The organism is Luteibacter sp. NPDC031894, assembly GCF_050273135.1.
Lineage (GTDB): Bacteria > Pseudomonadota > Gammaproteobacteria > Xanthomonadales > Rhodanobacteraceae > Luteibacter.
Genome location: NZ_JBNNMV010000004.1, coordinates 268,348 through 282,907, shown reverse-complemented (window position 1 = coordinate 282,907; position 14,560 = coordinate 268,348). Strand labels below are relative to the sequence as shown.

Annotated in this window: 10 protein-coding genes; 4 read left to right on the top strand and 6 right to left on the bottom strand. The window is 65.6% G+C overall.

Annotated elements, in window-relative coordinates; all coding sequences use genetic code 11:
- Positions 1-73 precede the first annotated feature (73 nt).
- Complete coding sequence (locus tag ACQKIE_RS13375; RefSeq protein ID WP_427459836.1) at positions 74-664, bottom strand: TetR/AcrR family transcriptional regulator; 591 nt, start codon at positions 662-664, stop codon at positions 74-76.
- 140 nt (positions 665-804) lie between these two features.
- Between ACQKIE_RS13375 and ACQKIE_RS13370 the strand changes: the two genes are divergently transcribed.
- The 3 genes from ACQKIE_RS13370 (at position 805) to ACQKIE_RS13360 (ending at position 5,041) form a co-directional block, all read left to right on the top strand.
- Positions 805-1,704, top strand: coding sequence for an alpha/beta hydrolase (locus ACQKIE_RS13370; RefSeq protein WP_427459834.1), 900 nt, complete (start codon positions 805-807; stop codon positions 1,702-1,704).
- A gap of 5 nt (positions 1,705-1,709) precedes the next feature.
- Complete coding sequence (locus ACQKIE_RS13365; protein WP_427459832.1) at positions 1,710-4,181, top strand: acyl-CoA dehydrogenase; 2,472 nt, start codon at positions 1,710-1,712, stop codon at positions 4,179-4,181.
- A 410-nt stretch (positions 4,182-4,591) separates the two neighbouring features.
- Positions 4,592-5,041 (top strand): hypothetical protein, encoded by a 450-nt coding sequence (locus tag ACQKIE_RS13360; protein ID WP_427459830.1) that lies wholly within the window; start codon positions 4,592-4,594, stop codon positions 5,039-5,041.
- Positions 5,042-5,128: 87 nt separating this feature from the next.
- On the opposite strand, the gene ACQKIE_RS13355 is transcribed toward ACQKIE_RS13360, so the two are convergent.
- The 4 genes from ACQKIE_RS13355 to ACQKIE_RS13340 form a co-directional block, all read right to left on the bottom strand.
- Positions 5,129-6,076 carry a glycoside hydrolase family 43 protein gene (locus ACQKIE_RS13355; protein ID WP_427459828.1) on the bottom strand — a complete coding sequence of 316 codons (948 nt, stop codon included), beginning with the start codon at positions 6,074-6,076 and terminating at the stop codon, positions 5,129-5,131.
- Between the two features lies 1 nt (position 6,077).
- Positions 6,078-7,607 carry an exo-alpha-sialidase gene (locus tag ACQKIE_RS13350; RefSeq protein WP_427459826.1) on the bottom strand — a complete coding sequence of 510 codons (1,530 nt, stop codon included), beginning with the start codon at positions 7,605-7,607 and terminating at the stop codon, positions 6,078-6,080.
- A gap of 67 nt (positions 7,608-7,674) precedes the next feature.
- Positions 7,675-10,491 (bottom strand): TonB-dependent receptor, encoded by a 2,817-nt coding sequence (locus ACQKIE_RS13345; protein ID WP_427459824.1) that lies wholly within the window; start codon positions 10,489-10,491, stop codon positions 7,675-7,677.
- Positions 10,492-10,529: 38 nt separating this feature from the next.
- Positions 10,530-11,711, bottom strand: coding sequence for a 1,4-beta-xylanase (locus tag ACQKIE_RS13340; RefSeq protein WP_427459822.1), 1,182 nt, complete (start codon positions 11,709-11,711; stop codon positions 10,530-10,532).
- 354 nt (positions 11,712-12,065) lie between these two features.
- Between ACQKIE_RS13340 and ACQKIE_RS13335 the strand changes: the two genes are divergently transcribed.
- Positions 12,066-12,779, top strand: a complete 714-nt coding sequence (locus ACQKIE_RS13335; RefSeq protein WP_427459820.1) for a FadR/GntR family transcriptional regulator — start codon at positions 12,066-12,068, stop codon at positions 12,777-12,779.
- A 9-nt stretch (positions 12,780-12,788) separates the two neighbouring features.
- On the opposite strand, the gene ptsP is transcribed toward ACQKIE_RS13335, so the two are convergent.
- Positions 12,789-14,537 (bottom strand): phosphoenolpyruvate--protein phosphotransferase, encoded by a 1,749-nt coding sequence (gene ptsP / locus ACQKIE_RS13330; protein ID WP_427459818.1) that lies wholly within the window; start codon positions 14,535-14,537, stop codon positions 12,789-12,791.
- Positions 14,538-14,560: the final 23 nt, after the last annotated feature.

The following is a 14,560-nucleotide window of genomic DNA, read 5'->3' as shown; positions in this document are numbered from 1 at the left end:
AAGCGGAGACAGTAGTTTGCGATCCCTGGTATTGGCAAGGTACGGCGCAGCAAATCGGGGTTGTCGTTCAGGATCAGTCGCTGGACTTGGCGGGCGTCAGCGTGGCGATCATGTGTTCGACGTAGGCGTCGAATTCCTCGTGCGACAGCCGCGGGAGTCCCAGCGTGAAGTTCAGCTGCAGGAATCCGACATACGCGGCATAGGTGAGCCGCGCGCGGTGGAGGGCGACCAGCGGGGCCAACCCGGCTTCCGTGTACATGCGGGTGAGGAAGTCGATGCGCCGCTGCGACACCCGCGACATCACCGGGACCACCTGGGGGTGGTCGAGGGCCTTCAAGAGGGCCGCATAGACCCGGTGCGGCTGCAGCTCGTGGGCGACACGGCGGAACAGTTCCGGCAGGCGCTTCCGCGGATCGGCGATGCGCTCGATGTCCGCGAGCACCTCGCGTTCGCCGTACTCTTCCCACCGCTCGAGCGAGGCCTGGAGCAACGCCTCGCGGGTGCGGAAATGCCAGTAGAAGCTACCCTTGGTGACGCCGAGGCGCCGGGCAAGGGCCTCGACGGCGAGGGCGCCGACCCCTTGTTCGGCGATGAGGGCAAGGGCGCCGTCTTCCCAGTCTTCGGCGGACAGGCGGGCTCGTTCGTTCTTCGCACCATCGTTCATCGACGCATGGTAGCCGAGACTTCAGGGTTTGCAATCGGTGACAGGGGCCCTGTGCTGCATAAGACCTTGACTTACCAGCCCTTACGTGACCGTACGCAAGCGTATTGACGCGCCTCATGGCGGCATACATACTCAGGCGTATGGTTGCAGCCCCCCTTCATGTCGCCTCCGCCCGGACGAACCTCGTCTCGTTCGACGGGCTCGTCCTGGCCACCGAGCGCTGGCACGGCGAGCGATCGCCGTCACTCCTGTTCGCCCATGGCTTCGGCCAGACCCGCCACGCCTGGAACGGCGCGGCCCGGGCCCTGGCGGCACAAGGCTTCGCCGCCACCACCTTCGATGCGCGTGGTCATGGTGAAAGCGAGCACATGCCGCGCGGCGACTACCACATGGAGCAGTTCGTCGCCGACCTGACGACGGTCGGTCGCGAGGCGGTGTCGCCCGATGGCCAGCCGCCGGTCCTGGTGGGCGCGTCCATGGGCGGTTTGCTCGGCCTCGTCGCCGCGGGCGAGTTGGACGAAGGGAGGGCGCCTTTCTCGGCGCTCATCCTGGTCGACATCACGCCGCGGTGGGAAACCGCCGGTGTCGAACGTATCCTCGGCTTCATGCGCGCCCATCCTCGAGGATTCGCGAGTTACGACGAGGCGGCCTCGGCCATCGAGGCGTACCTGCCGCATCGTCGTGAGCGCAAGACCGAAGCGCAGTTGAAACCGCTGCTGCGGCAGGACGAGGACGGCCGTCTCCGTTGGCACTGGGATCCGGCGCTGCTCGACGGCCTCGTCCAGGAGAGCGAGCGCTACCAGCCGCGCCTGTTTGCCGCCGCCGCGCGTGTGAAGGTGCCGGTGCTGCTGCTGTCCGGCGCGCGCAGCGACGTGGTGTCCAGCCACACCGTCGACGAATTCCTCCGCCTCGTGCCGCATGCGCGCCACGTGGCCCTTGCCGATGCCACCCACATGGTGGCCGGCGACGCGAACGACGCGTTCACTCGCGAAATCGCGAGCTTCCTGACTACCCTTGCTAATCCGACTGTGACGAGGTGATACCGATGTCTGCGATCCTGGTTGTGCTGGCGGCGCTCATCGCCTCCGGTGCCTGTGCCTACCACCGCACGTCCCTGAAGACGTGGGCCATCGCCACGGCGGCGACGATCCTCGTCGTCGGGTTCCTGGCCGGTGCGCCGGTCACCACCGTCGTGCTCCTCGTCCTGCTGGCGCTGATCGCCGTGCCGTTGCTCATGGTCGATTTCCGCCGCAAGAAGATCAGCGCGCCGTTGCTGTCGCTGTTCGCGAAGGTGACGCCGAAGTTGTCGGACACGGAACAGACCGCGCTCGAAGCCGGCACCGTCGGCTTCGAAGGCCAGCTGTTCTCGGGCAAACCGGACTGGTCGGAACTGCTCCGCCAGCCGAAGCCGGAGCTGTCGACCGAAGAGCAGGCCTTCCTCGACGGCCCCGTCGAAGAACTCTGCGCAATGATCGACGATTGGCAGATCACTCACGAACTGGCGGACCTTCCGCCGAACGTCTGGGAGTTCATCAAGAAGAACAAGTTCTTCGGCATGATCATCCCGAAGAGCTACGGCGGTCTCGGTTTCTCCGCGCTGGCGCACTCCGCGGTGCTGCAGAAGCTGTCGAGCATGTCGCAGACCGTGGCGTCCACGGTTGCCGTGCCCAACTCGCTCGGGCCGGGCGAACTGCTCATGCATTACGGTAGCGACGAGCAGAAGAACCACTTCCTGCCGCGCCTCGCCGATGGCCGCGAGATTCCCTGCTTCGCGCTGACGGGTCCGTACGCCGGCTCCGACGCGACGTCGATTCCGGACTTCGGCATCGTCACGAAGGGCATGTGGAATGGCGAGGAAACCCTCGGCATCCGCCTGACCTTCGACAAGCGCTACATCACGCTCGCCCCCGTCGCCACCATCGTCGGCCTGGCCTTCCGCATGTACGACCCGGACAAGCTCCTGGGCGACAAGGAAGATATGGGTATCACCCTCGCGCTCCTGCCGCGTGAAACGCCGGGAATGGAAATCGGCCGCCGGCACTTCCCGCTCAACAACCCGTTCCAGAACGGCCCCATCCATGCGAAGGACGTGTTCGTCCCGCTGTCCGTGTTGATCGGCGGACCGCACATGGCGGGCCAGGGCTGGCGCATGCTGGTGGAATGCCTGTCGGTGGGTCGCGCCATCTCCCTGCCGTCGAACGCCACCGGCGCGTCGCGCATGGCGGTCGCCGCGACCGGCGCCTATGCGCGCATGCGCAAGCAGTTCGGTCTGGCCATCGGCCGGTTCGAGGGCGTGGAAGAAGCGCTCGCCCGCATCGGTGGGCTCACCTATGCCACGCAGGCCCTGTCGCGCGCCACGGCCGCCGCCGTGGACCGCGGCGAGAAGCCGGCGGTGCCGTCGGCCATCGCGAAGTATCACGCCACGGAGTGGTGCCGTCAGATCGCGTCGGACGCGATGGATATCCACGGCGGCAAGGGCGTGATCCTCGGGCCGAAGAACTACATGGGCCGCGGCTGGCAGAGCGTGCCGATCGCCATCACGGTGGAGGGCGCGAACATCATGACGCGCAGCCTGATGATCTTCGGGCAGGGCGCCATCCGCTGCCATCCTTATGTGCTGAAGGAAATGCAGGCGCTGAACATCGCGGACTACCGTGAGCGCCTGAAGACCTTCGACGACGCGCTCTTCGGTCACATCGGGTTCGGCTTCTCCAACGCGGTGCGCAGCTTCGTGCTCGGCATCACGGCGGCGAAAATCGGCGATACGGCCGGCGACGCCTACACCCGCCGCTACTACCGCAAGCTCAACCGCTACTCGGCCGCGCTCGCGCTGTGCGCCGACGTCGCCATGGGCGTGTTGGGCGGCAAGCTGAAGTTCAAGGAGAAGCTGTCGGCTCGCCTCGGCGACACGCTGTCGTACCTCTACATCGCCAGCGCCATGCTGAAGCGCTACGAGGACACCGGCCGCCCCGAAGCGGACCGTCCGCTGCTGGCCTGGGCCTTTCACGAGTGCGTGTGGAAGATGCAGATGGCGCTGGACGGCGTCATCCGCAACTTCCCGGTGCGTCCGGTCGCGTGGCTGCTGCGTGCCCTGGTGTTCCCGTTCGGCCGCCGCGAAGTGCCGCCGTCGGATCGCCTCGGCCGTCGCGTCGCCGCGCTCATCACGGCACCGAGCGAGGCGCGCGACCGCCTCACGACGTGGAGCTACCTCACGCCGACCGCGAACAACACGGTGGGCCGCATGAACCAGATCCTGCCCGACGTGATCGCGGCGGAGCCGGTGGAACGCAAGTTCCTCAAGGCCTTCAAGGGCGGCCAGCTGCGCTCGCACACGTACAACGAGCAGTTGGTGGAAGCGGAGAAGCTGGGCGCCATCACCGCCGCCGAGCGCGAACTCCTGCAGCGCGTCCGCGACGGCGTGGCGGAGTTCATCTCCGTCGACGACTTCGACACCGATGAACTGCGCGCGAACGTCGTGCGTAATCCGGAGACGACGAAGTCCGTTCGCGCCGCGTAACGCGTCGCGCGAAAGCGTTGTCGGAAGGGCCGCGAGAAATCGCGGCCCTTTTTGTTTGATCGCCCCTTCTGGCTCGGCTGCCCCATCGTGTTCGATCGGGCGCTGAGGCAGGGGAGCCGGCGCGCGCCACCCCGTTCGCTAGGTGCTCGTCCGGCCTTCGCCTCCCTGCGCAATCGCTCCCAGGGCGACGCCCGTCGACTCCTCCGGCCACGGAGGTTGCTCGATAGTGACTAGGAGTGTCGCGCTTTTGAGAGCGAGGACGAGCATCACCCCGATTGACGGTGAGCGGTCGCGCACAGCCGAAGCGGAAATAGGTGACGTCCGTTCGCGGGCCGAAGTGTCTGATCGGAGGCGAGGGCACCCAGCACCATGGAGCTGCCGCGCTTCGCGGTGCCGCATGAGTTTTCATCATGTTTCTTTCACTAGGTAAGCGACTGCTCTGGAGCATTCACTGCGTCGGCTTTCTTGCGTGCTCCTCTGACTGCGTTGCGCAAGACACTCCCAATAAGACTGTCATCGAGATGACAGAGGGTGAGCGCCTTGCTCTTGTCGCCGATCTTCAGCTTGCACTCGACAACGCGATGGTCGGCAGGAACTTCTTTAGCGAGGTTCCCTTGCCTGTGCGCGCAGAGGTCAGCCTTGACCCCGCCACCAACCTGGTAGTCATCAATGTAGATGAGCGGCTCGGTCCGGAGGCCTTGAGCGGGGAGTTCGACGACTTCGATAGTCACATCACCAACGCGCTTTGGATCTTGCTGGAGCGGATAGATGGGGTGACGGGAATAGATTTTCGATTCGGGGAATTCGACGCCGACCATTGGCCGGCCAATCGTCGCCTGTCCTCGCCGGTCACCTGCTAAGGGAGCTGCACCCCGGCGCCTCCGGCGATACGGTCCCAGATGCTCGGCAAGACGCGAGGGCGCGAGCCGAGCCCGCCGATGCCGAAGCTACCGCGGCTCAGGAAAGACCGGCTTGCCCTGCGCGTCCCATTGGATGGGCTGGGCGTGGGGCGCGCGGCGCGCGGTGCATTTCCAGTCGGGGCCGCCGTTGGCGTGGTAGACGATCCAGTCGGTCTTGCCGTCTGCGGACTTGAAGAAGCCGTTGTGGCCCGGTGCGTAGACGTTATTTGCGGGCGAGGTGGCCAGCACCGGGCGTGGCGTTTTCTTCCACGACGCCGCGTCGAGCAGATTCGCGCCCTTGTCCGCGGTCAACAGGCCGATCGCGTAACTGTCGGACCAGCACGCGCTGCCCGAGTACGTGAGGTAAGCCGTGCCATCCGGCCCCTCGATGAACTCGGGGCCTTCCAGGATCTTCCGACCTCCCTGCATCTCCCAAGAGTACGTCGGACCGGCGATATCGACCTGCGGTTCGCCGATCGTCCACGGGTTGGTCATGGGCGCGAGGATCAGGTCGCTCTGGTCGCCGACGTATGCGGAGTAGGCGAAGTAACGCTTTCCCTGGTATTCGAATACCGTGCCGTCGATGCCGGCGTGGTGCGTGACCAGCATGCCCTTGTCCACCCAGCTGCCCGTGGTGGGATCGGCAGCAGCGTTCTCGAGGACGAAGACGTGGCGGTGCATGTCATCGTTGTGCTCCTTGTCCACGGCCGTGTAGTACAGGTACCACTTGCCGTCGAGAAAGTGCAGCTCCGGTGCCCAGATCGACGCAGAGTTCGGGCCTTCGGCCGGCGGACGCCAGACCGTGACGGGCGACGCCTCGCTCAGGCGCTGGATGTCGGTCGTCTTCCGTATCGCGATGCGGTCGCCCATCGTATTCATGTAATAGAACACGCCGTGCCGCTGGGTCACCCAGGGATCCGGTCCCGAAGGCAGCAAGGCCGCGGCATGCGCTGCCACGGTCACGCCGAGGAAAGCGGCGGCAACAAGTCGTCGCATGTCAGCGCTCCACTTGCACGTAGTCGACGTCCAGCGCATGCGCGCCGCCGTCGATCGCCAGTGCATTCATGCCCGACAGCAGGGCCACCTTGATCGCCAGCATGGACCACCCGTCACCATCGTCGCGCACAGTACCTGCCGGTTGCCGCGCCCCGTTGACGACCACTGTGGGCGTGCCAGGTAGCCCGACGGTGGCGAAGCGCACACGCAGCGTCTGCGCGCCTCCTGTACTCGCCACCTCGAATCCCAACCGGCCAGTGCGGCCGGCGCCCAGTCGCGCCTTGCGGCCGTTCGAGGCCTTGGCGTCGCCGATGATCACGCTGCCTTCCAGCGCCGCGTCCTCGGCCTCGAAGCGAGTGAAGTCCAGCGGTGCGGAGCGGTAAAGCACTTCGTTCGCCCATTCGGACGTAGGTTCCGTCGGTGACGATGACGTGGTCACGTGCAGGAACCGGCCGTCGTCGCGGCGGATCAGCGCTTGTGTCCAACCCGCATGGATATTGCCCGTCCGCTTTTGCACGGGTGCCTGCGCCTCCCACCACGGACCGCGACCCGATGCGTTGTTCCAGTACAGCGAGCGACCTCCCTCGTCGCCACCGCCGCCCGCCCGCTCGGCGGAGATCACCAGCGTCCCCTCGGGACCGCCGATGGGAAACCACTGCACGACAGGGCACGCCGAGGGCCATGCGCCCGACAAGGTCGCGACGGGCACGCCGTGCCGCTGCGGATCGCCCCAATCCAGCCCATCGCGGCTGAACTTGATATGCACCTGTCCGTTGTTCGGGCCGTCGATATTCTCGTACGTCATGGCGTATCGACCGTCGCCCAATCGCGTCACGATGGCCATGCCCGGGCGCTCGACACCACCGGGGATGGCAACATCCAATACCTCGTCTCCCCAGGTCTTGCCGCCGTCCGTCGAGAGCTTGTGGGCAAGCGCCTGGTTGTAGCCGTCGGCCTTGTGCTGCTCCGTGGAGTAGTAGGCCACCATGCGCCCATCGTCGAGGACATGGATGTTGGTTTCCCATACGCCCTTGTTGTCCTTGTCCTCGGGGCGCCCTCCACCGCGTATCACCGACCCGCGGTAGTGCCACGTCGCGCCGCCGTCGGTCGACGCGTAAACCTGGAGGTCCTGGGCCGATACCCGGCCGTCGGCGTTGTTGCCGGTAGTGTTGGCGGAGAGGATGAGTGTCCCCGCGGCGAGGCCACCACTGGCGCGTGGCATGCGCATGAGGTGCGGCTGCCAACGCAGCTGCCACGAGGGATCCTTATGGACCTGGTCCGTGACGTTGCCTACCGATTGCCAATGGTCGCCACCGTCATCGCTGCGCCAGAGCGCGATGCCAGCCATGCCTTTCTGTTCGAAAGCCATGAGCAGGCGGTCGTTGCCTTCGCCTAGCGGGGTGACGGTGACGTACCCGGAACCGTCGGCCAGGTGGGTTCCGACAGTCGCGGACTCGGGGGCAGCCGCTCTTGCACACATCGCAACGGCGAGCAGGGCAAGCCCGGAAGTCGTGCGCTTGAAAGACATCATGATGTCCTGGTCCCTTAAGAAAAAAAAGACGTATCGGGACGCGCTGCCCGATACGTCAGGGGAAACTTCAGAGCTTGAGACGCACGCCGACACCCACCGTACGATCCTGGTAGCGGATATCCCGGGGGCGGCTGGTGCCCTCGCCAAAGAACTGGTGCAGGTTGGCCCCGAGGATATTGGTCGCGTTGAACACGCCGGTCAGGTTCTTGTTGAAGTCGTAGGCCAGCGAGAAATCCACCTGGTTCGCCGGTTTGACATAGTCGTTCACGCCCGCCACGTTCACGGCGTTGAACCCGTCGATGAACTTGCTGCGGTAGTTGTACGCGAGTCGCGCCGATACGCCGTACTTCTCGTACATGAGCACGGCATTGCCGTTGTTCTTCGAGACGTTCTGCAGCGGCGCGACGACGATGGGCCCGCCGATGTACTGCGGCGAACGCGTGCTGCCCTCGATGTACGTGTAGTTCAGCTGGACGCCAAGGCCGCTGAACGCACCTGGCAGGAAGTCGAAGAACTGCTGGTAAGCCACCTCGCTGCCGTCGAGGTGACCGGAGCCCGCGCTTTGCGGCGAGGAGAGCTGGTACGGGAGACCGCCGATCACCACGTCCGTCACGTAGTTCTGGATGTAGCCCTTGATGTCGCGATAGAACACGTTCGCGCTCACGTAGCTGGACGGACCGAAGTAATACTCCAGGGACGCATCGTAGTTGGTCGACTTGATCGGCGTCAGGTTGGGGTTGCCGCTGGCGGCCGCGCCCGCACGATTGATGGTGGGCGGGTTGAGCGAGATCGACGGGTTGAGCTGGCCGAAGCCGGGATACGTGATCGTCTTCGCCGCGACCAGGCGCAGTTGCAGCTGGTCCGTCATGTGCAGGTTGAAGCTGACGTTGGGCAGGTAGACGGGCGCGTTGGTTCCCGCCGAGATCGGCGTGTAGACGTTCGTGCTGGCGTCGTACGAGAAGGCATTGAGCCGGCGCAGGTTCCGCTCGACGCGGACGCCCATCAGGCCGTCGTACGGCATCCCGAAGAGATCGTTGCCGTACGCCACCTGCAGGTAACCCGCGAGGGCCTGCTCCTTGATCTGGTAGTAGCGGCCCGGGTTCTGCGGGGCCAGGCCGGTGGGCAGGCCGTACAATGTGCGCAGGTTATCGGCGTTATCGATCAGGTAATCGTAGGAGCCGGTCAGCCAATGGGTGGGCAGCGCCGACGTGCTCGGCATGGCCGTGAAGTAGCCGGTGGGGAAACGCGCGATCACCTGGTTGTCCGGATTCGGATTGCCCGGGATGTCGCCGGTACCGCCCGGCGGCGGAGTCGAGATCTCCACGCTGCCGGTGTACTCGGCCTTGTGGTTCGAATAGCGCAGGCCGAAATCGGCGTACTGGAAGAAATCGCCGGCAAAGTCGAAGTTGCCGTCCCCACGCCAGGCGAATTGCTTGGCGCTCTGGTTATTCCACGTCTGGAACAGGCCGTTGAGGTAGTAGTTGGCGGGGTTCGTTTCCGGACTGCCCGCGAGGCCCCAGTTCGTGTGATCGCCCTGGTTGCCGCTCCACACCGTGGTGATCGGCCCCTTGAGGAAGGTATCGATGATGAAGTTCTGCTCGTGGAAGGACGTCGAGTTCCACGAGAAATCCGTCGACAGGGTCAGCTTGTCGTTGTGCCACTTCGCGCCGATCGAATTCTGGATGTCGTGGCCACGCTGCTGGTGCGCCTGGGTGCTCGTGGCGGCGTAGCTGTTGCCGGACCAGGTCGCATTGCTGGCGTCGCAGATGCGTTGGCCATAGTAAGGAGACCCGGTCTGCTGGTTGGCATAGCAGGTATCGGACACCGTGACCGACGTGGGGTCCACGGCTCCCGTGGGGAAGCTGAAGAAGTAGGGCTGGTTGTAACGATCGTTCATCCAGTCATACAGGCCCTCGACGTAGAACTCGGTCTGGTCGTTAGGCTTCCATTGCAGGGCGTAGTTGGCTTCTTGGCGCTTCCGCTTGCCGATGTTGTAGTCGGCCCCGAAGCCGTTGGGCGCGGAGATGAGGTCGCCGTTGCTGCTGCGGATGGGATCGCCCGACGCGCCCGTGAGCACGCGCGGGTAGTCGCCCCAGACCGCGTTGTACTCGTAGTGCTGCTCGCCGGCACCCACATTGAGCAGCGCGCCGAACTCGCCGGCATCGGTACGCCACCGGTTGCTCAGCAACAGGCTGCCCTCGGGGTCGTTCTTGTCGGCGTAGTGGCTGTGCGTCTCGTTGAAAGTGGCCGCCACGCGCGAACCGTCGAAATCCAGGGGGCGGTACAGCTGCATGTCGACGACGCCGGCGATGCCGCCGTCGATCATGCTGGCCTCGCTCGACTTATAGACATTCAGCGCCTTCACCGCCGTGGCCGGCAGGTTCTGGAACGCGAAGGAGCGGCCGACGCCGGAAAAGATCTCGCGGCCATTGAGTGTCGTGGCGACGTTGGGCAAGCCACGAATCACCACGGAGGTCGTTTCACCCTGGAAGCCCTGCGCCACCTGCACGCCGGTGATGCGCTGCAGGGCGTCCGCCACGCTGTTGTCGGGCAGCTTGCCCACGTCTTCGGCGACGATGGAATCGACCACCATGCGCGAGTCCTGCTTGATCTGCTGCGCGCTGGCGAGGCTCTCGCGCAGCGCCTGGACCGTCACGGCGTTGAGGTTGACGGCATTGGCCGCCGCATCGCGCTGTGCCGTGGCCGCGGGCTTCTTCGCGTCCTTCGCGGGCGTGGCGCCGGTCGTTTGCGGGGCCGCGTTCGTCGCCTGGGCCACCGTGCCTGCGGGTGCTGGCGTTGTTGGACTTTCGGCGGCAAAGGCGGGCGACAGGGCAGCAGCGATCATCGACGCCAGGAGCGTCGTTGGGACAGACAAGCGCTTCATGGAAATCTCCCCTCAGAGATTAGGTGTCGTCTAGCGGGTCAACGAGCGGTCTTCAAGGCTTGTAGCGGGTACGAGACGGCGTCGGGCGGCACGACGCCGCGCGGGGCTTTCGAAAGCATGCGGATGATGTCGACCTCCCGCTGGCGGTACGGGGTACCGTCGGTGTGCAGCAGGTCGTGGAACCAGAGCACGGGCGGCTTCTGGATGTATGGCTTGTCCCAGGAGTCCCAGGGCATGGTGGTTTGCGTTTTGCCTTCGACGAACCCCCACTGGATCATGCCGACGTCGAGCTTCTTGCCCAGCGGAAGGATCTCGTCGATGGTCGAGCCGGCGCCGCGGGCCATGTATTCCGTGCAGATCATGGGGCGGCCGTAAGGTTTCAGCTGCGCGACGCGCTTCACGAACGTCTCCGGCCAGTCGTAGCTGTGGAAGGTGACGATGTCGGAGCGTTCGAGTTGCGTGGTCTCCACCGCGTTGAGCTTCGCCCCCGGCGCCCAGTCGTCGTTGTGCCACACGCCGCTGGTGAGTGGCTGCGTCGGCGACGCGCTACGTGCCCAATCGAACACTTGCGGCAGCAGCTGGGCCACGCGATCGAACTTGTCCTTCGGGTTGGTCGTGTAATTGCCGCCGCCGGGATTGTCCGGTTCGTTCCAGACGTCCCATGCCAGGATGCGCGGGTCCTTGGCGAAGGTTTTGACGATGTCGACCGTGTAATCCTTCAGGCGCGGATACTGGCTCGGATCGTCCATCGCGACGCCCGGCCCCTGCACCCAACCGGAATTGTGGATACCCGGCAGGGGAGCGTGCTGCTTACCTGGCTTCGGGACCGGATCCCAGCAGGAATCGAACAGCACGAGCATGGGCTTGATGCCGTGCCTGGCGGCGATGGCGAGGAAGGTGTCGATGCGCTTCTTGAAGCCCGCGGCGTCCTGCTGCCAGAGCTGGTCATGCAGGAAAACGCGCATGGTCGTCATGCCGAGTGTCTGCGCCCAGCCCAGTTCCTTGTCGATCCGGGCGGGGTCGAAGCTATCGGCCTGCCACATCTCGAACTGGTTGATCGCATTGGCGGGGATGTAATTGCTGCCGACGGGCCATGCCTGCTTCGCGTACCACGCGTGCGCCTCCGCGGGTGTCCACTGCGCCCCATCGCGCGCCGACACCACCGGCGCCACTAGCGCCACGAACACCCCGACCGCCAGCGCCCGACATGCCTTCCTCATGCTGCCTTACCCCGTCGACGACCGCGCCTACCCGAACGCGGACAAGCCTTCCCCGTGGGCGTCCGGCGAGGGCGCCCGCTCATGATCGTGTCGCTTCGCGGCCCCTGGTCCCGGCCGAAACTCAGTCAAACACATTGTCCTACAAAGTCGCAAGTGTCCGAATTTGCTTATTTTTCTTTGCGGCAGTGCGGCAATCGGTAGTGCTTTGAGGATTGGCCGTCGTGGCGGTGATTTTCCGGCTCGCCTGTCGCAATGCGTCATCAATCAGTGGCGATAGCGCCGTCTGGCGGGAAGCTTCGCGTTATGCATATAGTCCGTTTGTACGACTAACTTCCTTCCACAGGGCGGATCGCAATGAAGAAACCCGGTACCGCGCGCAACCTGCATGGCCACGTCGTGCAGGAGCTGGGACAGCGGATCGTCGGCGGCAAGGTGAAGCCGGGCGAGGTGTTCCCTCCGGAGGAAACGCTGGCGGGGAGCCTGCGGGTCAGCCGGACGGCGTTGCGTGAAGCCCTCAAGGTGTTATCGGCGAAGGGCCTTATCGAATCGCGCTCGGGAGTGGGGGCGCGAGTGATGGAAGAACAGCACTGGAACCAACTGGACCCCGACGTGCTCGCATGGCGCTGCGCGTCGATGCCCACGGACGACTTCATCCACAAGCTGGTGCAGATGCGCAAGATCATCGAACCGGCGGCCGCTGCCGCGGCGGCGAGTCATCGCAGCGCGGAGCAGCTCGCCAGCATCGAGGCGGCACTGGGCCTCATGGAGGCCTCGAGCACTCTCGACGAGTGGGCTGACGCCGACCTGAAATTCCACGATGCGGTGTTACACGCCACGGGCAACGAGTTGCTGTGGTCGCTGTTCACCGTGATCGAAACCGCCCTCGGTACCTTCTTCGTGTTGTCCGCGCGCACGGCGGCCAACTTCAAGTACTCGCTGCCTTACCACCAGCAGGTTTTCCACGCGATCCGGGATGCCGACGCGAAGGCGGCGAGCGACGCCATGCTTGCGATGATCGCCGACTCCGAAAAAAACCTGCATCCGCAGGCGGTGGCATCGACCGCTTGACGGTGCGCCTCAGGCGCAGCCGTCTTGCTTCGCCACGACTTCCAGCAGGCGTTCCTCGACCTCGTCGCGCGTATGTGCGCGGAACAGGCGCGGTGCCGCGCGGCGAAGCGCCCCGCAGTCGAGGGCCGTGAGGCGGTCGCGGACCTGTAGCAGCTGCCCTGGGTGCATGCTGAATTCTTCCAGGCCCATGGCGAGGAGGAGCGCGGTGAACTGCGTGTCGCCGGCGATCTCGCCGCACAGGCTCACCGGTTTCTTTGCGCGGCGCGCGCTCGCGATCACGTGTGCGATCAGGCGCAGGAACGGCGGTTGCAGCGGGTCGTAGATACCTTCCAGCGCGTCGTTGTTCCGGTCCGCCGCCAGGACGTACTGGGCGAGGTCGTTGGTGCCGATCGCGAGGAAGTCGGCCTTCGCGAGGATCGAACTGACCCCGATCGCCGCTGCCGGCACTTCGATCATGGCGCCGACGTCGAGCCGCTCCGGCAGTTCCTGGCCTTGTCGCGAGAGGTCCTCGCGCGCCTTCTTGATGAGCGTGCGCACCGCCGTGAGCTCGCCGATGTGCGTCACCATCGGCACAAGGATACGTACGCGCCCGTAGCAGGCCGCGCGCAGGATCGCGCGCAACTGCACACTGAAAATGTCCGGATACCGCAGGGAAAGGCGGATGCCACGGACGCCCAGTGCCGGGTTGTCCTCGCCGCGTATTGCCAGCCCGGCCGCGTCGGCCTTGTCGGCGCCGAGGTCGAGCGTGCGTATCGTCACCGGCAGGCCGCCCATGCCGAGCACGACATCGCGGTAGGCCGCGAACTGCTCGTCCTCCGATGGGAGGCCGCGTTGGCGAAGGAACAGGAATTCGGAACGGTAAAGGCCGATGCCGTCGGCGCCGCGCGAGCGGGCCAGGGTGACGTCGCCCGCCAATTCGGCGTTCGCGTACAGGCGCACGTGCGCGCCGTCGCGGGTGAGCGTCGGTGCCGTGGCGAGCGCGGCCAGGCGGCGGCCTTCCGCGGCGGCCTGGCGCTGCCACTGCCGGTAGCGCGCCAGGTCCTGTGCCGTCGGGTGGACGATGACCTCGCCATGCTCCGCGTCGATCAGCACGAGGTCGTCGTCGTTGACGGTGGCGAGCGCATCGCGGGTGCCGACCAGCATGGGAATGTTGAAGCTGCGCGCGAGGATGGCGCTGTGCGAATAGATGCTGCCCGCGCTCGCGATGACGCCAAGCATGCCCTGGCCGGCCATCCCGGCCATGTCGGCCGGCGCGATCGTGTCGCTGACGACGATTTCGCCTACGCGTGATGCCAGTTTGCGTTCCTCGCGGCTGGACTGCTGGTTGAGGGCCGACATCACCCGGCCGATGACCTGGTCGATGTCCTCGCCGCGGCTCTTCAGGTACGGGTCGTTCATCGCGTCGAAGACGGCGGCGAGGCGGTCGCGCTGCATCTTCAACGCGGCGCTCGCCGTGTAATGGCCGACGGCGACGAGGTCGTCCAGTCCGCGCAGCAGTTCCTCGTCGTCGAGGAGGAGGCTGTGCGCGTCGATGAAGTCGCCCACTTCGCGGGCGAGCGCGCCGTGCAGCTTGCCGCGCAGCTCGTGCAGTTCGGTGCGGGCGGTGTCGATGGCTTTGTGCAGGCGTTCTATCTCGGCGCCGACCTCGGCGTCCTCGAGCATCCGCATGTCGACCGCGAGGAGGCTCGGCTGGACCAGGCGTGCCCGGCCGAGGGCCATGCCCCGGGCGGCGGGTGTACCGGTCAGCACGACTCTCATAGGGGCTCCATGCGCGGGCGGGG